This is a genomic window from Sporichthyaceae bacterium (genome assembly GCA_036493475.1).
GTDB lineage: Bacteria > Actinomycetota > Actinomycetes > Sporichthyales > Sporichthyaceae > DASQPJ01.
On the sequence record DASXPS010000201.1, the window covers coordinates 1 to 24,791 of the forward strand.

Genomic DNA, 24,791 nt, shown 5'->3' on the forward strand with positions numbered 1-24,791 from the left:
CTGTTCGACCGTTTCGCCGATCTGATGAGCAATAGGAGCGTGGATGCCTCGGCGTGACGACATCGACTCGGTGCTGGTGATCGGGTCCGGCCCCATCGTCATCGGGCAGGCCTGCGAGTTCGACTACTCCGGCACCCAGGCGTGCCGGGTATTGCGCAGCGAGGGCGTGCGGGTCAGCCTGATCAACTCCAACCCGGCGACGATCATGACCGACCCGGAATTTGCCGACGCCACCTACGTCGAACCGATCACTCCGGAGATGGTGCGCAAGGTCATCGAGAAGGAACGTCCGCAGGCGTTGCTCGCCACCCTCGGTGGGCAAACCGCGCTGAACGCGGCGATGGCGCTGCACGCCAACGGCACGCTGGACGAGTTCGGTGTGGAGCTCATCGGCGCCAACGTCGCGGCCATCGAGGCCGGGGAGAACCGGGAGAAGTTCAAGCAAATCGTCGCCGACATCGGCGCGGAGTGCGCCCGTTCGGCGATCTGCCATTCCATGGACGACTGCCTCAAGGCGGTCGAGGACCTCGGCTACCCGGTGGTGGTACGGCCCTCGTTCACCATGGGCGGCGCCGGCTCCGGCATGGCGTACAACGAGGAGGATCTGCACCGCATCGCGGGTTCAGGGTTGACCGCCTCGCCGACCACCGAGGTGCTGCTGGAGGAATCCATCCTCGGCTGGAAGGAGTACGAACTCGAGCTGATGCGCGACCGTGTCGACAACGTGGTGGTCATCTGCTCGATCGAGAACCTGGACCCGATGGGCGTGCACACCGGTGACTCGATCACGGTCGCGCCCGCGCTGACGCTGACCGACCGCGAGTACCAGCACATGCGCGACGTCGCGATCGACATCATCCGCGCGGTCGGCGTGGACACCGGCGGCTGCAACATCCAGTTCGCGGTGGAGCCGGACACCGGCCGGCTGATCGTGATCGAGATGAACCCGCGGGTGTCCCGGTCCTCCGCACTGGCGTCGAAGGCCACCGGGTTCCCGATCGCCAAGATCGCCGCGCGGCTGGCCGTCGGCTACACCCTGGACGAGATCCGCAACGACATCACCCAGGTCACCCCGGCCAGCTTCGAGCCGACGCTGGACTATGTCGTGGTCAAGGTGCCGCGGTTCGCGTTCGAGAAGTTCCCGCAGGCCGACGCTCGGCTGACCACGCACATGAAGAGCGTCGGTGAGGCCATGGCCATCGGCCGCAACTTCACCGAGGCACTGCAGAAGGCGCTGCGCTCGTTGGAGAAGCGGGACGCCACGCTGTCCTGGGCCGGTTCGCCCGGCGACGCCGCGGCGTTGCTGGAGAAGATCGCCACCCCCTACGACGGGCGGCTGCGCGACGTCATCGGCGCGCTACGCGCCGGCGCCACGCCCGAGCAGGTCCACGACGCCACCAAGATCGACCCCTGGTTCGTCGACCAGTTGTTGCTGCTGCACGAGGTCGCCGGGGAATTGGCCGGCGCCGAGCAACTGGACCCGGACATCCTCCGACTGGCCAAGCGGCACGGCTTCTCCGACGCGCAGATCGCGGAGATCCGTGGGCTGCCCGAGGCCGTGGTCCGCGGTGTGCGGCACGCGCTGGGCATCCGCCCCGTCTACAAGACCGTGGATACCTGCGCCGGGGAGTTCGAGGCGCACACCCCGTACCACTACTCGTCCTATGACTCCCAGACCGAGGTGAGGCCGGGTCAGAAACCGAAGGTGATCATCCTCGGGTCCGGACCCAATCGCATCGGGCAGGGCGTGGAGTTCGACTACTCCTGCGTGCATGCCTCGTTCTCGCTGCGCGACGCCGGGTTCGAGACCGTCATGGTCAACTGCAACCCGGAGACCGTTTCCACCGACTACGACACCTCCGACCGGCTGTACTTCGAGCCGCTCACCCTGGAGGACGTGCTCGAGGTGGTGCACGCCGAGCAGCGCACGGGTGAGGTGGTCGGGGTCGTGGTGCAACTCGGCGGGCAGACGCCGCTGGGCCTGGCTCGGTCGCTGAAGGAGGCCGGGGTGCCGATTGTGGGTACCTCGCCCGAGGCCATTCACCTGGCCGAGGACCGCGGCGCGTTCGGCCGGGTACTGGCCGCCGAGGGCCTGACCGCACCGAAGTGGGGGACCGCCTTCTCCTTCGCCGAGGCCAAGGCAATCGCCGATGAGGTCGGCTATCCGGTGCTGGTCCGCCCGTCCTACGTGCTGGGCGGGCGCGGCATGGAGATCGTCTACTCCGAGCAGATGCTCGCCGACTACATCTCCCGGGCCACCGAGATCTCCGCGGACCGTCCGGTGCTCGTCGACCGATTCCTCGACGACGCGGTGGAGATCGACGTCGACGCCCTCTACGACGGCACCGAGTTGTTCCTCGGCGGCGTGATGGAGCACATCGAGGAGGCCGGTATCCACTCCGGTGACTCGGCCTGCGTGCTGCCGCCGATCACCCTGGGCAACCAGGACATCGAGCGCATCCGCGCGGCCACGGAGTCGATCGCCCGCGGCGTCGGGGTGCTTGGCCTGATCAACGTGCAGTACGCGATCGCCGCCGACGTGCTCTATGTGCTGGAGGCGAACCCGCGGGCATCGCGCACCGTGCCGTTCGTGTCCAAGGCCACCGCCACCCCGCTGGCCAAGGCGGCGGCCCGGGTGATGCTCGGCGCCACCATTCCGGAGTTGCGCGTCGAGGGATTGCTGCCCCGGCAGGGCGATTGCGCCGACCTGCCCTTCGACGCCCCGGTCGCGGTCAAGGAAGCCGTGATGCCGTTCAACCGGTTCCGCACCCCGGACGGTCGGCATGTCGACACCATCCTGGGCCCGGAGATGCGCTCCACCGGCGAGGTGATGGGCATCGACTCCTCGTTCGGCACGGCCTTCGCCAAATCGCAGGCCGGCGCCTACGGCTCGCTGCCCATCAAGGGCGCGGCGTTTGTGTCGGTGGCCAACCGGGACAAGCGGGCGATGATCTTCCCGGTGAAGCGGTTGGCCGACCTCGGCTTCGAGATCCTGGCCACCGGCGGCACCGCGGACGTGCTGCGTCGCAACGGTGTGCAGGCCACCGTGGTGCGCAAGGGTCACCACGGCCCGGGTCCGGCCACCGAGCAGTGGCCGGACGGCGAGCCGACGATCGTGACGCGCATTCAGAACGGCGAGATCGCGCTGATCGTGAACACCCCGTTCGGCGTCGGCTCCCGGGTGGACGGCTGGGACATCCGCACCGCGGCGGTCGGCTCGAACACGTTGTGCGTGACCACCGTCCCCGGTCTGGCTGCCGCGGTGCAGGGCATCGAATCCCTGCTGCGTGGCGAGATTGGCGTGCGCTCGCTGCAGGAGTACGCCGCCGCGCTCAACGCGGCCCGCGGTCGATGAACGCACCCACCCCTCCCTTGCGTCCGAAGAAGTGTGGGTGCGCGGACACTGTTCTTCGGACGCTACGGGAATGGCGGGTGGGATGAGCGCGGCGTATGAGGCGCTGCTGCGGCGTGCCATGTTCGCCGCGGGCGGGGGCGACCCGGAGGCCGTGCACCACCGGGTGATCACCGCCCTGGCCAAACTCGGCGGCATCCGGCTGGGCCGCCGGGCGCTGGAGCGCATCCCGCGGCCGAGTGCACCGGTGGAGGCGTTCGGGCTGTGTTTTCCCAACCCGGTTGGGTTGGCGGCGGGCATGGACAAGGACGGCGTGGCCATCCCCGCCTGGGCCGCGCTGGGCTTCGGCTTCGTCGAGGTCGGAACCGTCACCCGCTACCCGCAGCCGGGCAACGCCGCGCCGCGGCTGTTCCGGTTGGTGGAGTCCGAGGCCATCGTGAATCGGATGGGCTTCAACAACGCGGGCGCCGCCGCGATGGCGGTACGGCTGTCGCGGTTGGGCCCGCGACCGATCCCGGTCGGCGTCAGCCTGGGCAAGTCCAAGATCACCGCGGTCACCGACGCCACCGAGGACTACCTCAACTCACTGGAACTGCTGCTGCCCCACGCGGACTACGTCGCGGTCAACGTCAGCTCGCCGAACACGCCGGGGCTGCGATCGCTGCAGGACCGGGCCGCGCTGGACGAGTTGCTCGCCGCGCTGCGCCGGCACACCGTCGCGCAAGCGGGCCCGGCCGGGCCGACGCCGCTGCTGCTGAAGATCGCCCCGGATCTCACCGACCGCGCCGTGGCAGAGATCCTCGAGGTCTGCGCGAACCGTGGGGTGGCCGGGATCATCGCCACCAACACCACGCTGGCCCGCGACGGCCTGGCATCGGCCGATGTCGACCGCGGGGCGGAGGCCGGCGGCCTGTCCGGCCGACCGTTGCGCGAACGCGCACTGGCAATGGTCGAGTTCGTGGTCAAGGAGGCGGGGGACACGCTGCCGGTGATCGGGGTCGGCGGCATCCTCGAGCCGGATGACGCGCTGCGCATGCTCGACGTGGGCGCCCGACTCGTCCAGCTGTACACCGGGTTCGTCTACCGCGGACCGGGCTTGGTGCGAGCGATCAGCGCCGCTGCGGCGCAGCGGCCCGCACGGATCTAGCGACCCCTCCCTACCGTGCTCGAGATGCCGGATTGGACAGCGAAACAAACAAAGGCAATAATGTTACTTATGTATTCACCGCGCCTGCTGCTCGCCATCCCATTGCTCGCCACCCTCGGCCTGACCGCGGGCTGTGGCGGTGCGTCGGATGTTGTCGGCGGCCGGGCCGCCGCGGCGATCACCACGCCGGCACCCAGCGCGACACCGGCCGCCGGCGGGACGCTGAACCTGGTCGCATATTCCGTGGTCAAGTCCGCGTTCGACAAACTGATCCCCGCCTTCCAGGCCACCGACGCGGGCCGCGGTGTGCAGATCAATGCCTCCTACGGCGCGTCCGGCGACCAGTCCCGCAAGGTCGAGTCGGGCCTGCCCGCGGACATCGTGAACTTCTCGCTGGCCCCGGACGTCACCCGACTGGTCGGCGACGGCCTGGTCGATGCCGGCTGGCAGAACGACGGCCACAACGGGATCGTCAGTACCTCGGTGGTCACCATTGTGGTGCGCAAGGGCAACCCCAAGGGCATCCACGGCTGGGACGATTTGATCCGCGACGGCGTGCAGGTGGTCACCCCGAACCCGCTGTCCTCCGGCTCGGCGAAGTGGAACCTGCTCGCGCCGTATGCGCAGGAGAGTAACGGTGGGCAGGCCCGCCAGGCCGGGCTGGACTTCGTCGAACAGCTGATCGCGCACACCAAGGGCCAGCCCAAGTCCGGCCGCGAGGCCACCGAGCTGTTCGAGCAGGGCACCGGGGACGCGCTGCTGTCGTATGAGAACGAAGCCATCCTCACCGAGCAGACCGATTCGAACATCGAGCACGTCACCCCGTCCACCACGTTCCGGATCGAGAACCCGTTCGCGGCGCTGACCAGGACCTCGAATCCGCAGGCCGCGCAGGCCTTCCACGACTTCTTGTACAGCCCCGCCGCACAGGAGATCTGGGCCTCGGTGGGTTACCGCCCGGTGGATTCGACTGTGCTCTCCGAGCACGCCGCGCAGTTCCCGAACCCGCAGAAGGTGTGGTCGATCGCCGACCTCGGCGGCTGGGACGCGGTCAACTCGGACCTGTTCGACCCGAGTACCGGCCCGATCGCCCGGTTCTACAACGGCTCCTGACGGCCGGTCAGTACTGATGGCCGGGTCAGTGGTGGTCGCGCCGTCCGCCCCCTCCCGAGCCGTACGCTCCCGCGGTGGGGTAGGGGGCGTCGGCCCGGTTGGGTTGGGCGTGGCCACGCTATGGCTGAGCATCATCGTGCTGCTGCCGTTGGCGGCGCTGCTGAGCAAGTCCTTCGTCGGCGGACCGACTTCGTTTCACCGCGCGATCAGCACACCCGGCGCGGCGCACGCGCTGTACTTCACCCTCGTCGTGTCCGCGATCGTGGCATTGATCAACACCGTGCTCGGCACGTTGATCGCCTGGGTGTTGGTGCGCGACGAGTTCGCTGGCAAGGCCGTAATGAACGCGCTGATCGACCTGCCGTTCGCGCTGCCCACCATCGTGGCCAGCGTGGTGCTGCTGGCGCTGTACGGGCCGCACAGCCCGATCGGGTTGAACCTGGTGGCCACCAAACCGGCGGTCGCGGTGGCCCTGCTGTTCGTCACGTTGCCGTTCGTGGTGCGCTCGGTGCAGCCGGTGCTGTTGGAGCTGGACCTGGAGGCCGAGCAGGCCGCCGCCTCGCTCGGCGCGAGTAACTGGGTCACCTTCCGCCGCGTGGTGCTGCCCGCGCTGGCCCCGGCGTTGTTCTCCGGTGCCGGGTTGGCCTTCGCGCGCGCGGTCGGCGAGTACGGCTCGGTGGTGCTCATCGGCGGCGGCATCCCGCGCGACACCGAGGTCGCCGCGCAGTACATCGCCACGCAGATCGAGATCGACCGCCCGCAGGCCGCGGCCGCGGTGTCGGTGACCCTGCTGGTGATCTCGTTCCTGGTGCTGTTCCTGCTGCGCCTTTTCGCCGGCCGCGCGGCCCGGGGCGCGGGACACTGATGCAGCAGAGCACCCGGTCCCGCATCGCCCTGCGGGTGATCGCGTTGGGGTATCTGGCGCTGCTGCTCGCGGTGCCGCTGGCGATGATCTTCTACCGCACCTTCGAACGCGGACTCGGCGCGTTCCTCGACCAGATTTCCACGCCCGCCTGCATTTCCGCGATCAGCCTGTCGTTGGCGATCGTGGCGATCGTGGTGCCCGTCAACGTGGTGCTCGGCGTCGTCACCGCGTTGGCGCTGGCCCGCGGACGCTTTCCGGGCAAGAGCATCCTGCAGGCGGTCGTGGACCTGCCCTTCGCGGTGTCCCCGGTGGTCGTGGGTGTCTCGCTCACCCTGCTGTGGGGCGTGCACGGCTGGTTCGGCGGCCTGGCCGGGCACGGCATCCACGTCATCTTTTCCGTGCCCGGCATGGTGATCGCGACCATCTTCGTGACGCTGCCCTTCGTGGTGCGCGAGGTGGAACCGGTGCTGGTGGAGATCGGCCAGGAACAGGAACAGGCCGCGGCCACCCTCGGCGCGCCCCGCGCGCAGATCCTGCGGCGCATCACGCTGCCCGCGATTCGTTGGGGCCTGGCCTACGGCGTGGTGCTCACCGTGGCCCGGTCGCTGGGGGAGTTCGGGGCGCTCACCGTGGTGGCGGGCGGCGTGGCCGGAAAGTCGCAGACGCTGACGCTTCTGGTGCACGCCCGCTATCTGGACGACCGCAATACCTATGGCGCCTACTGCGCGGCCACCGTGCTGATGGCGATGGCCCTACTCACCCTGCTGCTCATGGTGCTGGTGAACCGTCGTCGTGCGGTGCGAACCGAGGAGGTGGCCGGGTGATTTCGGTCTCCGGCGTCAGCAAGCGGTACGGCTCCGCCCAGATCCTGAACGACGTCTCGCTGAGCATCCCCGACGGTTCGTTGACGGCGCTGCTCGGCCCGTCAGGTTCGGGTAAGACCTCGCTGCTGCGCATCATCGCCGGTCTGGAGGACCCCGATGGCGGCAGTGTGGTCATCTCCGGGCAGAACGTCACCGCGGTTTCCCCGCAGCAGCGCAACATCGGCTTCGTCTTCCAGCATTACGCCGCGTTCAAGCACATGACGGTGCGGGACAACGTCGCGTTCGGTCTGACGATCCGTAAGCGACCCAAGAAGGAGATCGAAGGTCGCGTCTCGGAGTTGCTCGGCATCGTCGGCCTGGCCGGCTACGCCCTTCGATACCCCTACCAACTCTCCGGCGGTCAACGACAACGCATGGCGCTGGCCCGGGCCCTGGCAGTGGAGCCGAAGGTGCTGCTGCTCGACGAGCCGTTCGGTGCGCTGGATGCCAAAGTGCGCGAGGACCTGCGGGCCTGGCTGCGCCGGCTGCACGAGGAGGTGCACGTCACCACCGTGCTGGTCACCCACGACCAGGAAGAGGCCATGGATGTGGCCGGACACATCGCGGTGATGAACGCGGGGCGAATCGAGCAGTTCGGCGCCCCCCGCGAGGTTTACGAGTCCCCGGCGACGGAGTTCGTGTTGCGCTTCCTCGGCCCGGTCGCGGAGTTCCGGGGGCGCCTGGTCCGCCCGCACGACCTGCGTGTCACCAGGCACCCTGAGCCCGGCGCGGCCGCCGCCACGGTCATCCGGATCAGTCACCTGGGCTTCGAGGTGCGTATCGAGTTGGAGGTGCCCGATGCCCCGCCGGTCACCACGCAGGTGACCCGGGGGGAGGCCCGCCACCTGGACGTGTATCCCGGTGACGAGGTCTGGGTCAGTGCTTCGGTCGGGCCGGCGCCGAGCCGGGTCGCGGTTTAGCCGCCACTGGCGTGCCGTCCGCGTGCAGCTGCACCGGCGGCCCGAGCTTCAACTGCGCCAGTTGCGCCTGGATCTTGGCCTTGTCGCCCACCGCGACCACCCGCAGTGCGTTCGGATCCAGATGGCGCAGCAGCGCCTGGCGCACCTGGTCGGCGGTCAACGGGTTCACCCGGTCGGCCAGCCCGCGGTAGTAGTCCAGGGGGAGACCGAGCACGAACATCGCGGCCACGGTGCCCGCGGTGTCCTTGGTGGACTGAAACAGGCCGGGGATCGCGCCCAGATAGGACTGCTTGCCCTGGGCCAGTTCGGCGGCGGTCACGTCGTGCGAACGGATCCGGTTGAGCTCGGCGAGGATCTCGCGCACCGCGTCACCGGTGTGCGCGGTCTCCACCGAACCGGACACGTCGAACAGGCCGGGGCCCCTGGTCGACCCCAAGTTGGAGTAGACCCCATAGGTGTAGCCGTGCTTCTCCCGCAGGTTGATGTTCAGCCGGCTGGACAGACCCAACGAGCCGAAGATGCGGTTGCCCACCTGCGTGCGCTCGTAGTCCGGGTCGAGGCGGGACAGCCCGACCTCGCCGAGTTCCAACGCGGTCTGCGCGGCTCCGGGCGTGTCCACGATCGCCACCCGGTCGCCGGCCGCCTTGCCGGCAGTGGGGGTGGCGGGCAGCGGGGCGTGGCCCCGCCAGTCGCCGAAGGACTTCTGCGCCAGTGCCCGCGCCGCGTTCGGCGTCAGGTCGCCGACAAGCACCAACGCGGCGGTGTCCGGGGTGAACGCGCGGGCGGCGAACTGCTGCACGTCCTTGGCGGTGATGGCACCCAACCCGTGGTGGGTGCCGCTGGGTAGGTGGCCGTACGGGTGATTCGAGCCGAATACCTGACGCAGCGCCACTTTCCAGGCGGTGGTGGCCGGCGTGGTCTTCTGCTGGGCCACCGCCACCTGCATGTCCGAACGCACCCGGGTCAGCGCGTCGGTCGCGTAGGTCGCCCGCCGGGCCAACGTGGAGATCAGGTTGACCGACGACGCGGCCTGTGGGGCCAACGTCTGCATGGTCACCTCGGTGTACTCGGTGCGCGCCCGGGTGGTCAGGTCCGCGCCGAGATCCGCGACGCGCGCCGCGATGGCCTCTGCGTCCTGCTTGCCCGCGCCCTGACGCATGGCGGCCGCGACGAACGCGGCGAGTCCGGGGCGACCCCTCGGGTCCTGCGCGCTGCCGTAGCGGGACACCAGCGACGCGGTCACCACCGGCAGGTCGTGCGACTGCACCAGGAAAACCGGCAGGCCGTTGGGCAACTGGAAGCGTTCGATCCTCGGCAGTTGCGCCGCGGGCGCGGGTGTCGGCCCGGGCACCCGGTTACGCCACGCCTGCGCCGATTTCACCTTCGCGGCCTTCTCGGTGGGCGCGGGCGGAGCGGCCGGGTCCGCCGGCAGCACCCTCGGGCCGGGCACGGTGTCCACCACCACCCGCCCGGTGGAGCGCAGCTGCTCGGCGATGAAGGACTTGACCGCCTTGGCGTCGATCGCGACGTAGCGGTTGATGTCCTTCTGCAAATAATCGGGCGTGCCGAGATAGGCGTTGTAGCGATTGAGGTTGTCAGCGCGTCCGTCGAAGTCGCCGATCCGTTCCATGTCCCGGACCAGGCCGCTGATCAGGGTGTTCTTCGCGGCCTGCAACTGCTCGGGAGACGGGCCCTTCGCGCGCAGCGTGGCGAGGTCGGCGTCGATGGCCGCCTTCAGTTCCTCGGCAGTGTGGCCGGGCTTGGCGGTGGCGCTGATGGAGAACACCGATGGGTAGCGCAACGAGTACTGGGAGGCCTCCACCGACTGCGCGATCTTCTTGTCGTGCACCAGGTCCCGGTAGAGCAGGCCGGCCTGGTCGTTGGCGAGCACGGTGGCGGTGACATCGCCGGCCGCGTCACCGGGCTTGAACGCCGGTGACGTCAACCAGCCCATGGTGACCCGCTGCAGGTCCACCTTGTCGGTGAGCGTGACGTCCTTCTCCGCCGTGATGTGCGGGATGGTGATGTTCGGCTTGGGCGGGGTGGCGCCCTTTTTGATCGGCCCGAAGTATTTGGCGATCCACGACCTCGCCCGTGCCGGATCGAAGTTGCCGGCCACGACCAGCGTCGCGTTGTTCGGCACGTAGTAGGTCTTGAAGAACGCGCGCACCTCGGCCAATTTCGCGTTCTGAATATCGGTGTGCGAGCCGATCACGTCGGCGTGGTACGGGTGCGAGGCCGGGAACAGTTGGTGGTAGAGCTCCTGATTGCTCAATGCGTAGGGTGCCTGCTCCCAGTTCTGCCGCCGCTCGTTGCGCACCACCTCCTGCTGGTTGTAGAGGCTGGCCGCGTCGAGCCGGTCGAGCAGGAAGCCCATCCGGTCGCTCTCCGCCCACAGCGCCAACTCCAGGCGGTCCGCGGGTAGGTCACCCATCAGATAGTTGGTGCGGTCGAAGCTGGTGGAGGCGTTGAAGAACGCGCCGGTGCCCTCGATGAGCTTCTCCAGCTTGCCCTCCGGGATGTGCCCGGAGCCCTGGAACATCATGTGCTCGAACAGGTGGGCGAAGCCGGTCTGGCTGGGCTTCTCGTTGGCCGCGCCGACGTGGTACCAGATGTTGGTCGAGACGGTGCTCACGTGCGGGTCGCGGGAGAAGATCACCTGCAGGCCGTTGGGCAGCGTGTAGGTCGAGGTGGGCAAGGAGACCTGCGGCACCGCGGTGGCCGCCACTGCCCGGTCGGTGTCGTGCACCGCCACCGCGGCGGTGCAGACCAGAGCACCGACCAGCAAGGGGATCAACCGGTGGGCGCGACCCGATCGGAACATGGTTCTCCTTCAGCGGCAGTGGTCCCCGCGGGTGACCAATGGTGCGTACCCGCACAATTGTGCCGTGACTGAGCCATTCGGACAGCGTTTGTGGGCCACCATCGAGCGGTGCGGCCCGTTGTGCGTCGGCATCGACCCGCACGCGGAGCTGCTGGCGGCCTGGGGCCTGCCCGACGACGCGGACGGCGCAGAGCGGTTCGGCCGCACGGTGGTCTCCGCCCTGGCCGGGGCCGTGGCCGTGGTCAAACCGCAGTCGGCGTTCTTCGAACGGTTCGGCTCGCGCGGGGTGGCCGCGCTCGAACGCGTGCTGGCCGACGCCCGGGCCGCCGACCTGTTGTGCATCACCGACGTCAAGCGCGGCGACATCGGCACCACCGCGGCCGCCTACGCCAGGGCCTACCTGGACCCGGCCTCGCCGTTGTACTCCGACGCGATCACCGTCTCGCCATACCTCGGGTTCGGTTCGTTGCGCCCGTTCCTGGACGCCGCCGCCGCGCACGGCGGCGGCGTGTTCGTGCTCGCGCTGACCTCCAACCCGGACGGCCCGCAGGTACAACACGCGGTGGGCGCGGACGGACGGACCGTCGCGGGCACCATGCTGGCCGCGGTGCGGGAGCACAACGGGGACGCGCAACCACAGGGCAGTGTGGGCGCGGTGGTCGGCGCGACCATCGGAGACACGGCGGAAAATCTGGCCATTAACGGCCCGTTGTTGGTGCCCGGTCTGGGTGCCCAGGGGGGGAGCGGATCGGACCTGGAGCGCATCTTCGGTGGGCTGGGCCGGCATGTGGTGCCGAGTGTCTCCCGGGAGATCTTGCGCGTGGGGCCGGATGAGCGGGCGTTGCGGGAAGCCGCGATCAGGGCCGGGCACGGATACGCCCGGGTACTGGGGTAACGTCTGTGCGTCCAGTGGTCGGCCGGCTGCTCACAAGGGGGTCTTAGTTCGGCCATTGCGCTGTGGGGTTGCATTGTTCGTCCAACCCGCGATACGTAGTTTCGAGACATCTTGTCGCTGAGTTCCTGACCGTTCCGAAACAACCGAGGTGACCCTCCGTGGCTCTTCCTCCGCTGACTCCCGAGCAGCGCGCCGCAGCACTGGAGAAGGCCGCCATTGCGCGCCGTGAGCGGGCCGAGGTGAAGAACCGTCTCAAGCACGGGGGTACCTCCCTGGCCAATGTCATCAAGGAGGGCCAGGAGAACGAGATCATCGGCAAGATGAAGGTCTCCGCGTTGCTGGAGTCGATGCCCGGCGTCGGCAAGGTGCGCGCGAAGCAGATCATGGAGCGCCTCGGCATCTCCGAGACCCGACGTGTCCGGGGTCTCGGCACCAACCAGATCGCCGCGCTGGAGCGCGACTTCGGCGCCGGTTCTTGACCGACACGCCGTCCGGCGTCGCGGAGCAGCCGAAGATGCCACGCCTGCTGGTGTTGTCCGGCCCGTCCGGGGTGGGCAAGTCCACTCTGCTGCAGGTGCTGCGCGCGGAGTGCCCGGATCTGTGGATCTCGGTATCCGCGACCACCCGTCACCCCCGGCCGGGAGAGCGGCACGGCGTGGAGTACTACTTCACCGACCGGGCCGAGTTCGACGCGATGGTGGCCGACGGACTGCTGTTGGAGTGGGCCGAATTCGCCGGCAACCGGTACGGGACGCCGCGTGCGCCGGTGCTGGACCGGTTGGCCGCCGGGGATTCGGTGCTGCTGGAGTTGGAGATCCAGGGAGCCCGTCAGGTCAAGAAGCAGATCCCCGAAGCAGTGTTGGTGTTCTTGGCCCCGCCCAGTTGGGAGGAACTGGTGCGCCGGCTCACCGGTCGGGGCACCGAACCGGCCGATGTGATCTCCCGGCGGCTACAAGTGGCCCGCGAGGAACTGGCCGCGGAAGCCGAGTTCGACGTGACGCTGGTGAACACGTCGGTCCAGGATGTGGTCGCCGAACTGTTAGCCTTGCGGAGCCATCCCGTCTGAAACGGGGCATTGACCTGCTGAAAGGCGTCACCTGCGTGTCCGGAACCTTCGCCTCTCCCGAGGGCATCACCAACCCGCCGATCGACGAGTTGCTCGAGGCCACCGACTCCAAGTACAGCCTGGTCTCCTACGCGGCCAAGCGTGCCCGGCAGATCAACGCCTACTACTCGCAGTTGGGCGAGGGCCTGCTGGAGTACGTCGGCCCGCTGGTCGACACCCACCTGCACGAGAAGCCGCTGTCGATCGCCCTGCGCGAGATCAACGCCGGTCTGCTCACGAGCGAGCCGCTCGAGCCGACGGTCGGCTAGCCGGGTTCCGTCGTGCCCGCCGACCCGCCGAATATTGTCCTGGGGGTCGCGGGCGGGATTGCCGCGTACAAGTCCTGCGAGTTGCTGCGCCGGTTCACCGAGGGCGGGGCGTCGGTGCGCGTGGTGCCGACCGAATCCGCGCTGAAGTTCGTCGGCGCGGCCACCTGGGCCGCCCTGTCCGGGCAGCCGGTGGCCACCGATGTGTTCGACGACGTGCACGAGGTGCCGCACGTGCGGCTGGGTCAGCGCGCCGATCTGGTGGTGGTCGCGCCGGCCACCGCGGACCTGATGGCCAGGGCCGCCGCGGGGCGCGCCGATGATTTGTTGACCGCCACGCTGCTCACCGCGCGCTGTCCGGTGCTGTACGCGCCGGCCATGCACACCGAGATGTGGTTGCACCCGGCCACGCAGGAGAACGTGGCCACCTTGCGGCGCCGCGGCGCGGTGGTGCTGGATCCGGCCTGGGGTCGGCTGACCGGTGCGGACACCGGCCCGGGGCGGCTGCCCGAACCCGAGCAGATCTACGCGGTCGCCCAGCGGCTGTTGAGCCGGGGCAACCTGCCCGCGGATCTGACGGGGCGTCGGGTGTTGGTCTCGGCGGGGGGCACCCGTGAACCGGTGGACCCGGTGCGGTTCCTGGGTAACCGGTCCACCGGTCTGCAGGGCTGGGCGTTGGCCACCACCGCGGCCGCGCGCGGCGCTGAGGTGATCCTGGTGGCGGCCAATGTGGAGTTGCCGGATCCGGCCGGGGCCAAGGTGATCCGGGTCGAAACCGCTCTGGAGTTGCGGGCCGCGGTCCTGGAGGCGGCCTCCGAGGTGGATGTGATCGTGATGGCCGCCGCGGTGGCGGACTTCCGTCCGGTGAACCCGGCCGGCGCCAAGCTGAAGAAGGGTGACGTCGCTCCCGACCCGATCGCGCTCACCCGCAATCCCGACGTGCTCGCCGAGTTGTGCGCGCGCCCGCACCCCGGTCAGGTGATCGTGGGGTTCGCCGCGGAGACCGGCGACGCCACCGCCTCGGTGCTCGAGCACGGTCGGACGAAGTTGGCCCGTAAGCAGTGTGACCTGCTGGTGGTCAACGAGGTAGGCCCGACCAAGGCCTTCGGGACTCCGGACAACCAGGCGGTGATCCTGGGCCTGGACTCCTCCAGCACCGAGGTGCCCAGCGGGCCCAAGGAGAACCTGGCCGACGTCATCTGGGACCTCGCGGCCGCCCGCCTGACCCCCTGACCCCATCTTCGTCCGGCGTTTCGGGGTATCAGGGCGCCCAGATACCCCGAAACTCCGGACGAAGACGAGGGTCAGCGGCACTCGGCGGCGGCGGCGAGCAGAACCTCGGCAATGCGGCGGGCGGTCGTCGCGGCGTTGAGGTTGTGGTCGAACTGGGACGCCACGATCGCGCCGTCGTAGACATTCATCAGCGCGTCGGCCACGCCGGACGGGTCGGCCAGGCCGGCTCGGCCGGCCAGGTCGATGAACAGCGTCCGGGTCCAACCCCGGGTCAATGTGGTGATCTCATCCACGGGGTCCCCGGACCGGGTCTCGCCGGGTGAGGCGAGGAACGGGCAGCCGCGCCAGTTCACTGTCGCAAACAACTCGGCGAGGGAATCGAAGATCGCGAGCAACTTCGCCCGGGGATCCTCCACCGCGTCCACGTGCCGCATGATCCGATCGACCCGTCGATCGTGGCGGTGCAGCAGGTAGGCCCGGATCAGGCCGTCCTTGCTGCCGAACGCGCTGTACAGAGTGGCCTTGGCGACGCCGGCGTGTTCGATGACCCGATCGATCCCGACGCTGTTAACGCCCTCGGCGTAGAAAAGCTCGTCGGCTGCGGTCAATAACCGCTGGCGTGCGGTGCGCGGGGAATCAAGCGTCGTTTGGCTCATGTTGTTGACAATAACAGACAGGTCTGTCTACTCTCAAGGGCCTAGACAGACCTGTCTGTTTGTGCCGTCATCAAGCGAAGGAACGAGGATCATTGTGGCCAGCGTCACCGTGTCGACCGTCCGGATCGGCAGCCGCTCCGCGGCGCTGAAACTGAGCGGCCCGGCATCGTTCGCCCTGCTCGTCTCGATGGCGGTTACGTTCCTGGCCGCGGCCAGCGCCCCCACTCCGCTGTACGGCGTGTACCAGGGGCTGTGGCACTTCTCCCCGATCACCAGCACCGAGGTGTTCGCCGTCTACGCGGTTTCCGTGCTCGGCGCGCTACTGGTCGGCGGACGACTCTCCGACCACGTCGGGCGCCGCCCGGTCCTGCTGACTGCGATCGGCGCGCAGGTGGCCGCTCTGGTGTTGTTTGCCGGTGCCACCGGGGTTGACGAGCTGTTCGCCGCCCGGTTCATCCAGGGTTTCTCCACCGGCATGGCCATCGGCGCGATGGGCGCCGGGATGCTCGACCTGGACCGCATCCGCGGTGCGCGCTTCAACGCCGTGGCACCGCTGGTGGGCACCGGGTTGGGGTCGGTCGTCTCCGGAGCCTTCGTGCAGTACCTGCCCGCGCCCACGCACCTGGTGTACCTGGTGCTGCTGGGGGTCTTCACTGCGCAGGCCGTCGCGATCGTGCTGATGCCCGAGACAGTGACCCGCAAGCCGGGGGCGCTGGCCTCGTTGCGCCCGACGTTCGCGCTGCCCCGTGCGTTGCGCGGCGCGGTACTGGCCGCCACCCCGGCGATGCTCGCCGCCTGGGCGATGGCCGGGCTCTACGGCTCGCTCGGCCCGGCGTTGGTGCACCGCGTCACCGGCTCGGGCAACCACGTGCTCGGTGGATCGGCGTTGTTCGTGCTGGCGCTCAGCGGTGCTGTGTTGGTCATGCTCGCCGAGGACATGACCCCGCGACAGCTCATGCTGCTCGGTATCGCCGCGCTGTTCGTCGGCGTCGGGGTGACCATGCTCGCCGCCAACACCTCGGCCGTGGCGTTCTTCCTCGCCGCGCTGGTGGCCGGGGCCGGGTTCGGCGCCGCCTTCCAGGGCGCTCTGCGCACGGTCGTCGGCCTGGCTGCCGCACACGAGCGCGCCGGGGTGATCTCGGTGTTGTTCGTGGTTTCCTATGTGGCCTTCGGCATCCCCGCGGTGCTGGCCGGCCTGCTGGTGGTGCACACCGGGAACATCCTGACCACCATGTACATCTACGCCTCGGCGGTCATGGTGCTGGCCGCCGTCGCCGGGGTGGCGCTGCTGCGCCAGGGGACGCAGACGATGGCCGCCACGCAGGTCTGATGCGCACGCCGGTCACCGCTCCGGCGGACGCTGACAGGGCCAAGACCTTGCGGTTCGCGAACAACCTGCGTCGCCGCGCCGCACGCAACGCCTTCGGCGCCTACCGTCAAGGGGATGGGGGTGGTGACCGGCCGGACCCGGCGCAGCTGGCTGCTCGTGGCCGGTGGCGTCGCGTCGTTGTGTGCCCTGCCCGTGCTGATCGGCGCCCGTTCGGTGCACGCGCCGGGGATCGCCGCGGCGGACCTGCGGACCCGGATCCTGAGTAGCACGTCGTCCTACCGCGGCTACGCCGAGAGCGACGGCACCCTCGGTCTGCCCGACCTGCCGGAATTCGGCGACGTGGCAGGCCTGTTCGGCGGGCGGACCCGACTACGCATCTGGCACGCGGACCCCGCACATTCCCGGGTGGACGTGCTGACCCCGACCGGTGAGCGCGGGTTCTACGTCAACGGTCGCCGAGCCACGGTCTGGGACTACGAACGCAACGTCGTCACCGCGCTCTACGGCCGTCCCGATATCCGCCTGCCGCGTCCGGCCGACCTCAATCCGCCGGATCTCGCACGACGCCTGCTGGTCGGTGCTCGACCCGAGGAACTTCGTCCGCTGGCCGGGCGCCGGGTCGCCGGCGTGGCCGCGTCCGGCCTGCGCGTGGTCCCGGCCGACCCGGATTCCACGGTCGGACAGATCGACGTGTGGGCCGATGCCGCCACCGGTGTGGTGCTGCAGGTGCAGGTGTCCGGGCGCAGCGGACCGGCGGCACTGACCACGCGATTCCTGGACGTCACCGAGGGACCGCATGCGGTGCCCGACGGCGTGGTGAGCCCGCCGCAACCGGCCGGGGCGCAGCGGGCCGCGACGCGGGTCCCACGGGTCAGCCCCTTGATCGACCGCTACGCACCGGCTGTGCTGCCCCCGACGCTGGCCGGTCGGGACGTGTCCACCCTGGTGCCGGGCGGAGACGCGATACGCGCTTACGGCGATGGCTTCGCCCTGTTCGTGGCAATCTCGCTGCCGGCCGACCTCGCCGACCGCGCCTACGAGGCGGCCAAGGCTGCCGGCGGGCAGGTGCGGGCCATCGGTGTCGATTCGGCGGTCCTGCTGAGCACGCCGTTGCTGACGTTGAGCGTGGTGGCCCCCGACGGCAGGGACGGCGGGTACGTGCTGGCCGGCACGGTGGGCGCGGACGTGCTGAACCGCGCCGTGACCGAACTGGTGGCTCGCCGATGATCCGCACCGAAGGGCTGACCAAGCGCTACGGACGCATCCTCGCCGTCGACGGCGTGGATCTCGACGTGCGCGCCGGGGACATCTACGGGTTCCTCGGGCCCAACGGCTCGGGCAAGACCACCGTGGTGCGGATGTTGCTCGGCCTGGTTTACGCCACCGCCGGGCGCATCGAGGTGCTCGGCGTCGAGGTGCCGGGCCAGGTACGCGAGGTGCTGCCGCACGTCGGCGCGTTGGTCGAGGGCCCGGCCGCCTACGGTCACCTGTCCGGGCGGGCAAATCTGCGCCTGCTGGATGCAAGCGGACCCAACGGGCCGCGACGCACCCGACGCGCCCGGATCGAATCCGCGCTGGACCGGGTCGGACTGGCCGGGGTGGACCAGCGGCCGGTGAAGGCGTACTCCCTCGGGATGCGCCAACGCCTGTGCCTGGCCGGGGCATTGCTCAATCCGCCCCGACTGCTCGTGCTCGACGAGCCGACCAACGGCCTGGACCCGCACGGCATCGCGGAGATCCGACTGCTGCTGCGGGAGTTGAACGCCGCCGGCACCACCGTGTTCCTGTCCAGCCACTTGCTGGCCGAGGTGGAGGCGATGTGCAGCCGGGTGGGCATCATCGACCAGGGACGCCTGCTGGTGCAGGACAGCATGGAGACGCTGCGCGCTCCCACCGGCCGCGTCGTGCTGCACACACCCGACGCGGCCGCCGCACATCGTCTGCTCGACGGGCGGGTCGAGGAGGTGCACGGCGATCGACTGGCCGTGCGGGCGACCGACCCGGCCGTGTTGGTGGAGGACCTGGTGCGTGGCGGGTTGCGGGTGACCGGGGTGGCGGTGGAGCGGCGCACGCTGGAGGACGTGGTGCTCGCCGTCGTCGGGGCCGGCAGCGATCGGATGGCGCAGCGTCAGACGAACGGGGGCCGCGCATGATCGCGGTGGAACTGACAAAAATGGTGCGCCGGCCGCGGACCTGGGCCAGTGTCGCCCTGCTGTGCGCCCTGCCCACCGTGGTGGCGTTGTTCGTCGCCGCCCGCGACATCGGGCCGCGGCCCGGCGAGGGACCGGCTTTCCTTTCCGCCGTGCTCAACAACGGCGCGCTCTATCCGGCGGCGGCATTGGCGATCGTGCTGCCGATCTTCCTGCCGGTGTCGGTCGCGTTGATGGCCGGCGAGGCGATCGCGGGGGAGGCGAGCACCGGGACGCTGCGCTATCTGCTGATCCGTCCGGTGAGCCGAACCCGTCTGCTGGTGGCCAAACTCGTGGCGATCGTGGCCTACGTGCTGGGTGCGGTGGTAATCGTCGCGCTGGTCTCGCTCGTCGTCGGGATCACCCTGCTGGGTCACCAACGCGGCTCGGTGGTGTCCGTCTCCGGCGCAAACCTGACGCCCACTCAAGTGGCGGTGCGCATGCTGCTGGCCGTGGGATACATCGGCATCTCGATGGTCGGGGTCGCCGCGATCGCGCTGTTTTTGTCCACGGTGACGGATTCCTCGTCCGGCGCGGCCCTGGGGGCACTGGCGGCCCTGGTGGGCAGTCAGATCCTGGTGTCACTGGAGGCCGCGTCCCCGGTGGTGCCCTACCTGCCGACCCGCTACTGGCTGTCCTGGATCGATCTGTTCCGCGATCCGATCCTGTGGCGTTCGCTGGAGCGTGGCGTCGCGCTGCAAGCCGTTTACGCGGCGGTGTTCCTGGCCGTGGCCTGGGCGAACCTGGCCACCAAGGACATCACCAGCTGAGCGTCGAGCAGCCCGCGACAGCTCAGCCGCAATCCTGCGGTCCGGGCAGGGTGAGCGGTGTCGCGGAGAGGCTGTCGAGCACGATGCGGGTCACCACCGCATCGGCCGGCAGGCCACCGTGCCCGACGGCGACCGCCGGGCACAGGTCCTGCAGGGCCACATTCAACGCACCGTCAAGGCGGGCTGAATCCGGTGGCGTCACCGTCGTGTCCCGGTCGGTCCACATCGACAACCAGGGCAACCGGGCAGGACCCAGGCCACGCAACAGGTCGTTGTCCGGCACCAATTGTTGGCAGGCAGTTGCACACAGGTCCGGGGCCAGGTTCAGCCCCGCGGCGGCCAACGAGGTGCCGTGGAACGGCGAGCCGAGGGTGATCACCCGGCGGGCCCGCGCGGGCCCGTCGTAATCGCGCGCCCACAACAGCGCCACCACGCCGCCCGCGGAGTACCCGACGAGGTCCACCGAAGGGGCTCCGCCCGCGGTCGCTGCGGAGACCGCACGATCCAACGCCTTCGCCTGCGCGCGCAGATCGCCGGTGTTCTGCTCCGCGCTCGGCACCACCGTGACCGTCCGCCCGGTCTGCCGGATCCGATCGGCCAGCAGGTCCAGATTTGCGCTGTGCGTGCCGTAGCCCGGCACCAGCACGACCGGCCCCGGGGGGTCGAGCGCGGCCGAGCGAGGAGTCGGCGAGAATGGGGAATCGTGCCGGCCGGTCGTGGCCAGCACTCCGCCGGCGCCGGCCAGGACGCCGACCACGACAACGGTGCTCAACAGGCGTCGACGCCGCGGGCTCAGTCCGGACCAGCGCAAGGACAGCGAAGCGCGCATTACTCCATCCTGACCGACGATGGCGTTGCAGCGAGGAGTTGGTATGACCACCACACACAATCGCGAGTTCGACCTCGTGCTGCGCGGCGGCACCCTCGCCGACGGCACCGGCGCGGCGCTGCGCACCGCGGACCTCGCGATGTGCGACGGGCGCATCGCCGAGGTGGGCCGGGTCTCTGGACGCGGACATCGGGAGATCGACGCCGACGGGTTGCTGGTCGCGCCGGGCTGGGTGGACATCCACACCCACTATGACGGACAGGCCACCTGGGACTCCCGGCTGGCGCCGTCCTCCCCGCAGGGCGTGACCACCGTGGTGTTCGGCAACTGCGGGGTCGGCTTCGCGCCGGTGCGCCCGGCCGAGCACGAGCGGCTGATCAACCTGATGGAGGGCGTCGAGGACATTCCCGGCACCGCGCTGCACGAGGGCTTGGCGTGGACCTGGCAGAGCTTCCCGGAGTACCTCGACGCATTGGATGCTTTCCCGCACGACATCGACATCGCCGCCCAGGTGCCGCACGGCGCGCTGCGCGTGCACGTGATGGGCGACCGGGGCGCGGCCGGCGAGGACGCCAATGCCGACGACGTCGCGGAGATGTCCCGACTGACCGAGCAGGCCTTGCTGGCCGGGGCGTTGGGTTTCTCCACCTCGCGCAGCACCAACCACAAGTCCAGCAGCGGCGACCCGACTCCGTCGCTGACCGCCAAGGAGGTCGAGCTGCTGGGCATTGCCGATGCGCTACGGCGCGTCGGCCATGGCGTCATGCAGTTGCTGTCCGACTTCGAGGACGTGGACGCCGAGTTCAACCTGGTGCACAAGATGGCGTCGACCTCCGGGCGGCCGCTGTCCCTGACGCTGGCTCAGCAGCTGGTCGTCGCCCGGCCCGAGGAGAAGATCCCCTACCTGGACATCCTGCAGCGGATGGCCGCCGCCCGGGCCAATGGCGTGATGCTCACCGCGCAGGTGGCCCCCCGCGCCATCGGTCTGATGATGGGTCTGCAGGCGACCCTGCACCCGTTCCTGGCCAACCCCGTGTTCCGGGAGATCGCCGGTCTGGATCACCCGGCGCAGGTGGTCGCGCTGCGCGATCCGGCGTTCCGCGCGCGGCTGCTGGCGGCCGAGGGCGCCGCCGATGCCAGCAAGCTCGGCGGCAGCCTGATCACCTGGTTCCACCGGATCGTGCCGCTGGGTGATCCGCCGCAGTACGAACCGTCTCGCGCGGACAGCGTGACCGCGCGGGCCGCCGCGGCCGGGGTCAGCCCGCAGGAGATGGCGCTGGACCTGATGCTGGCCGACGAGGGCCGGGGTCTGCTCTACCTGCCCGCGGCGAACTATCTGGATTGGAACTTCGACGTGGTGCGCGAAATGCTCGTGCACCCCTGCGCGGTGCCCGGGCTGTCCGACGGCGGGGCGCACGTGGGCACCATCTGCGACGGCGGCTTCCCCACGTTCCTGTTGTCCTACTGGGGACGTGACCGGGCGTCAGATCGGCTGCCCATCGAGTGGATCGTGGCCCAACAATGCGCGGCCACCGCGCGGACCGTGGGATTGCTGGACCGCGGCGTGCTGGCGCCCGGCTACCGGGCCGACGTCAACCTCATCGACATGGACAACGTCGGGCTGCAGGCCCCGCGCATCCACGCCGACCTACCGGCCGGCGGCAAGCGATTCCTGCAGGCGGCCAACGGCTACCGGCACACCTTCGTCGCCGGGGTGGAGACCTACCGGGACTCCGCGCCCACCGAGGCGTTGCCGGGCCGGTTGGTGCGGGGTCCGCAGGCAGGACCGGCCTGACCCGGTGGGAGGCTCCGCCTCATGACGTCTGTCTCCGCGCCGCCAACACTGGACCTGCGCACCGTGGCCGCGGCTGCGGACAGTGTCCTGGACCGCTTCGCCGATCTCGTGCGCGGCATTCCCGATCTGAGCGGGCCCGCGATCGGCACCTGGTCGATGGAGCAGACCGCAGCCCACGTTCTCGGGGTCTGCGACGCCTACCTCTCCATCGCCCGCGGGGATGGCTCGCCGTACGCGGATCTGGGCCACGTCGCGGAGGTGAACGAGCAACGGATGATGGCGATCACCGAACGCGCACCGCAGGCACTCGCGGAGCAGTTACAGGCGCTGCGCCCGGCGCTCGCGGCGGCGGTGCAGGGTCCCGACGCGGAGGTGCCCGGGCACGCCGGGGTCCCGCAGTTGCGCTCCTCGGCAGCCGCGCGTGTCTTGGGGGAGGTCCTCGTGCACGGTTGGGACGTGGCCCGGGCCGCGGGCCGGACCTGGGTAATCGACCCGACCGACGCCGCGCTGACCTTCCGTTCGTTCTTGCCGTTCCTGCCGCTGTTCGTCAACCCGATGGCGACCCGCGGAGTTCACGCGCGGTTCGACGTGCGGCTGCGTAAGTTCCCCGAGGCACGAGCTGTCTTCGCGTTCCGGGACGGGACGGTCACCGTGGAGGGGGAGCCGCAGGGGCCGGTGGACTGTGTCATGAGTAGCGCTGCGGTGCCGCTGATCCTCGTGGTGCACCAACGGATCGGTCTGGCCGCCCCGATCCTGCGCGGGCAGATGGCCGCATGGGGTCGCCGACCCTGGCTGGGATTCCGGCTCGTGAACTACTTCGACCCGCCGTGACGGTTGCACCGCCCCTTGCGGGCGGGCGGCGTCGCGGCCACCGGTAGAATCGGCCGGATATCCAGCTGACTTTAACCCTCGGGAGCACTGTGTCTCGTCGCCTGTTCACCTCGGAATCGGTCACCGAGGGTCACCCCGACAAGATCGCCGACCAGATCAGCGACTCCATTCTCGACGCGCTGCTCAAGGAGGACCCGCGCAGCCGGGTCGCCGTCGAGACCCTGATCACCACCGGCCAGGTGCACGTGGCCGGTGAGGTCACCACCCAGGGCTACGCCGACATCCCGACGATCGTGCGCGAGCGGGTGCTGGACATCGGCTACGACTCGTCCAAGAAGGGCTTCGACGGCGCCTCCTGCGGCGTGTCGGTGTCCATCGGCTCGCAGTCCCCGGACATCGCCCAGGGCGTGGACGCCGCCTACGAGGCGCGCGAGGGCGAGGGCGTCGACGAGCTGGACAAGCAGGGCGCGGGCGATCAGGGCCTGATGTTCGGCTACGCCTGCGACGACACCCCCGAGCTGATGCCGCTGCCCATCCAACTGGCCCACCGACTGGCCCTGCGGCTGTCCGCCGTGCGTAAGTCCGGCACCGTCCCGTACCTGCGCCCGGACGGTAAGACCCAGGTCACCATTGAATACGAGGGTGACCGCCCGGTGCGCCTGGACACCGTGGTGGTGTCCAGCCAGCACGCCGCGGACATCGACCTGAAGACCCTGCTGGCACCGGACATCGCTGACCACGTGGTGGCCCCGGAGCTGGAGAACCTCGGCATCGAGACCGACGGCTACCGGCTGCTGGTGAACCCGACCGGTCGCTTCGAGGTCGGTGGCCCGATGGGCGACGCGGGCCTGACCGGACGCAAGATCATCGTGGACACCTACGGCGGCATGGCCCGCCACGGCGGCGGCGCGTTCTCCGGCAAGGACCCGTCCAAGGTGGATCGTTCCGCGGCCTACGCGATGCGTTGGGTGGCCAAGAACGTGGTCGCCGCCGGTCTGGCCCAACGGTGCGAGGTGCAGGTGGCCTACGCGATCGGCAAGGCACACCCGGTCGGAGTGTTCGTGGAGACCTTCGGCACCGAGAACGCGCCGGTGGAGAAGATTCAGGCCGCGGTGACCTCGGTGTTCGACCTGCGTCCGGCCGCGATCATCCGTGACCTGGACCTGCTACGCCCGATCTACGCCCAGACCGCCGCCTACGGCCACTTCGGCCGCGACGTGCCGGACTTCACCTGGGAGCGCACCGACCGCGTCGACGCCCTGCGCGCCGCCGCGGGCATCTGACGTTACGCATGTCATGCGCAATGTGGCCTTGTCAGTCGTCCGGACGCATGACAGGGCCCGCTGGCCCATGACATGCGCTCGCGGGTCGGGTGGTCGTCGGGGTCTGGTAGGACGGGGGCGTGAGCGAGCCGGTGGCTGAACAGCTCGCTCTCGTCCGGGAGCGGGCCCGTGAGCACACCCGGGCGGTGAAGCAGAAGGCGGGGGAGCCACCCGCGGCCACGGCGCCGATCGCCCGGGTCGCGGTCGACCTGCCGCTGCCGCACCTGGACCGTCCCTTCGACTACCTGGTCCCCGCAGCCTTCGCCGCCGACGCACAACCCGGGGTACGGGTGCGGGTCCGCTTCGCCGGTCAGTTGGTCGACGGCTTCCTGCTCGAGCGGGTGGAGGTCAGCGCGCACACCGGCGCCTTGGCCCGGCTGCAGCGCGTCATCTCACCCGAGCCGGTGTTGACCCCCGAGGTGCTGGCGCTGGCCCGCGAGGTCGCCGCGCGCTGGGCGGGCACGCCGGCCGATGTGCTGCGGCTGG

Annotated in this window: 22 protein-coding genes; 19 read left to right on the forward strand and 3 right to left on the reverse strand. The window is 69.8% G+C overall.

Features of this window, described 5'->3' with window-relative positions; genetic code table 11:
• Positions 1-43: 43 nt before the first annotated feature.
• The 6 genes from carB to VGJ14_19415 all read left to right on the forward strand — a co-directional run bounded on the left by carB (position 44) and on the right by VGJ14_19415 (position 8,260).
• A complete protein-coding gene (gene carB, locus VGJ14_19390; GenBank protein HEY2834593.1) occupies positions 44-3,355 on the forward strand; it encodes a carbamoyl-phosphate synthase large subunit in 3,312 nt (1,103 codons plus the stop codon).
• Between the two features lie 82 nt (positions 3,356-3,437).
• The gene (locus VGJ14_19395) at positions 3,438-4,499 is read left to right on the forward strand and encodes a quinone-dependent dihydroorotate dehydrogenase (GenBank protein ID HEY2834594.1); all 1,062 of its coding nucleotides are present in this window, start codon (positions 3,438-3,440) and stop codon (positions 4,497-4,499) included.
• Positions 4,500-4,568: 69 nt separating this feature from the next.
• Complete coding sequence (locus tag VGJ14_19400) at positions 4,569-5,612, forward strand: sulfate ABC transporter substrate-binding protein (GenBank protein ID HEY2834595.1); 1,044 nt, start codon at positions 4,569-4,571, stop codon at positions 5,610-5,612.
• Between the two features lie 109 nt (positions 5,613-5,721).
• Positions 5,722-6,477 (forward strand): ABC transporter permease subunit, encoded by a 756-nt coding sequence (locus VGJ14_19405; GenBank protein HEY2834596.1) that lies wholly within the window; start codon positions 5,722-5,724, stop codon positions 6,475-6,477.
• Positions 6,477-7,301, forward strand: a complete 825-nt coding sequence (locus VGJ14_19410) for a sulfate ABC transporter permease subunit (GenBank protein HEY2834597.1) — start codon at positions 6,477-6,479, stop codon at positions 7,299-7,301. The genes VGJ14_19405 and VGJ14_19410 overlap by 1 nt, the downstream gene beginning before the upstream one ends.
• Complete coding sequence (locus tag VGJ14_19415; protein HEY2834598.1) at positions 7,298-8,260, forward strand: TOBE-like domain-containing protein; 963 nt, start codon at positions 7,298-7,300, stop codon at positions 8,258-8,260. Before VGJ14_19410 ends, VGJ14_19415 begins: the two co-directional genes overlap by 4 nt.
• Here VGJ14_19415 and VGJ14_19420 read toward each other — a convergent pair.
• A complete protein-coding gene (locus VGJ14_19420; protein ID HEY2834599.1) occupies positions 8,217-11,084 on the reverse strand; it encodes a pitrilysin family protein in 2,868 nt (955 codons plus the stop codon). The two genes, VGJ14_19415 and VGJ14_19420, sit on opposite strands and share 44 nt — an antisense overlap.
• 64 nt (positions 11,085-11,148) lie before the next feature.
• Here VGJ14_19420 and pyrF point away from each other — a divergent pair, with 64 nt between their 5' ends.
• The 5 genes from pyrF to coaBC all read left to right on the forward strand — a co-directional run bounded on the left by pyrF (position 11,149) and on the right by coaBC (position 14,583).
• On the forward strand, positions 11,149-11,979 hold the full coding sequence (gene pyrF / locus VGJ14_19425) for an orotidine-5'-phosphate decarboxylase (protein HEY2834600.1): 831 nt from the start codon (positions 11,149-11,151) through the stop codon (positions 11,977-11,979).
• A 158-nt stretch (positions 11,980-12,137) separates the two neighbouring features.
• Positions 12,138-12,458 carry an integration host factor, actinobacterial type gene (gene mihF / locus VGJ14_19430; GenBank protein ID HEY2834601.1) on the forward strand — a complete coding sequence of 107 codons (321 nt, stop codon included), beginning with the start codon at positions 12,138-12,140 and terminating at the stop codon, positions 12,456-12,458.
• A gap of 35 nt (positions 12,459-12,493) precedes the next feature.
• Positions 12,494-13,045 (forward strand): guanylate kinase, encoded by a 552-nt coding sequence (gmk, locus tag VGJ14_19435; GenBank protein ID HEY2834602.1) that lies wholly within the window; start codon positions 12,494-12,496, stop codon positions 13,043-13,045.
• A gap of 35 nt (positions 13,046-13,080) precedes the next feature.
• Positions 13,081-13,353 carry a DNA-directed RNA polymerase subunit omega gene (gene rpoZ, locus VGJ14_19440; protein HEY2834603.1) on the forward strand — a complete coding sequence of 91 codons (273 nt, stop codon included), beginning with the start codon at positions 13,081-13,083 and terminating at the stop codon, positions 13,351-13,353.
• A 12-nt stretch (positions 13,354-13,365) separates the two neighbouring features.
• Complete coding sequence (coaBC, locus tag VGJ14_19445; protein HEY2834604.1) at positions 13,366-14,583, forward strand: bifunctional phosphopantothenoylcysteine decarboxylase/phosphopantothenate--cysteine ligase CoaBC; 1,218 nt, start codon at positions 13,366-13,368, stop codon at positions 14,581-14,583.
• 71 nt (positions 14,584-14,654) lie between these two features.
• On the opposite strand, the gene VGJ14_19450 is transcribed toward coaBC, so the two are convergent.
• A complete protein-coding gene (locus tag VGJ14_19450; GenBank protein HEY2834605.1) occupies positions 14,655-15,239 on the reverse strand; it encodes a TetR/AcrR family transcriptional regulator in 585 nt (194 codons plus the stop codon).
• 94 nt (positions 15,240-15,333) lie between these two features.
• Between VGJ14_19450 and VGJ14_19455 the strand changes: the two genes are divergently transcribed.
• The 4 genes from VGJ14_19455 to VGJ14_19470 all read left to right on the forward strand — a co-directional run bounded on the left by VGJ14_19455 (position 15,334) and on the right by VGJ14_19470 (position 19,528).
• Positions 15,334-16,569 (forward strand): MFS transporter, encoded by a 1,236-nt coding sequence (locus VGJ14_19455; GenBank protein HEY2834606.1) that lies wholly within the window; start codon positions 15,334-15,336, stop codon positions 16,567-16,569.
• Positions 16,570-16,683: 114 nt separating this feature from the next.
• Positions 16,684-17,796, forward strand: coding sequence for a hypothetical protein (locus tag VGJ14_19460; GenBank protein ID HEY2834607.1), 1,113 nt, complete (start codon positions 16,684-16,686; stop codon positions 17,794-17,796).
• Positions 17,793-18,722: an ABC transporter ATP-binding protein gene (locus VGJ14_19465; protein HEY2834608.1), complete on the forward strand. Its 930-nt coding sequence runs from the start codon at positions 17,793-17,795 to the stop codon at positions 18,720-18,722. Before VGJ14_19460 ends, VGJ14_19465 begins: the two co-directional genes overlap by 4 nt.
• Positions 18,719-19,528, forward strand: coding sequence for a DUF2705 family protein (locus VGJ14_19470; protein HEY2834609.1), 810 nt, complete (start codon positions 18,719-18,721; stop codon positions 19,526-19,528). The genes VGJ14_19465 and VGJ14_19470 overlap by 4 nt, the downstream gene beginning before the upstream one ends.
• A 22-nt stretch (positions 19,529-19,550) precedes the next feature.
• On the opposite strand, the gene VGJ14_19475 is transcribed toward VGJ14_19470, so the two are convergent.
• Positions 19,551-20,357, reverse strand: coding sequence for a hypothetical protein (locus VGJ14_19475; protein ID HEY2834610.1), 807 nt, complete (start codon positions 20,355-20,357; stop codon positions 19,551-19,553).
• A gap of 43 nt (positions 20,358-20,400) precedes the next feature.
• Here VGJ14_19475 and VGJ14_19480 point away from each other — a divergent pair, with 43 nt between their 5' ends.
• The 4 genes from VGJ14_19480 to VGJ14_19495 form a co-directional block, all read left to right on the forward strand.
• Positions 20,401-22,152, forward strand: a complete 1,752-nt coding sequence (locus tag VGJ14_19480; protein HEY2834611.1) for an amidohydrolase family protein — start codon at positions 20,401-20,403, stop codon at positions 22,150-22,152.
• 21 nt (positions 22,153-22,173) lie between these two features.
• The gene (locus VGJ14_19485) at positions 22,174-22,983 is read left to right on the forward strand and encodes a maleylpyruvate isomerase family mycothiol-dependent enzyme (GenBank protein HEY2834612.1); all 810 of its coding nucleotides are present in this window, start codon (positions 22,174-22,176) and stop codon (positions 22,981-22,983) included.
• A gap of 89 nt (positions 22,984-23,072) precedes the next feature.
• Positions 23,073-24,266, forward strand: a complete 1,194-nt coding sequence (gene metK, locus VGJ14_19490; GenBank protein HEY2834613.1) for a methionine adenosyltransferase — start codon at positions 23,073-23,075, stop codon at positions 24,264-24,266.
• 119 nt (positions 24,267-24,385) lie between these two features.
• Positions 24,386-24,791 (forward strand): primosome assembly protein PriA (locus VGJ14_19495; GenBank protein HEY2834614.1); only part of this gene is annotated, 406 nt, incomplete at its 3' end.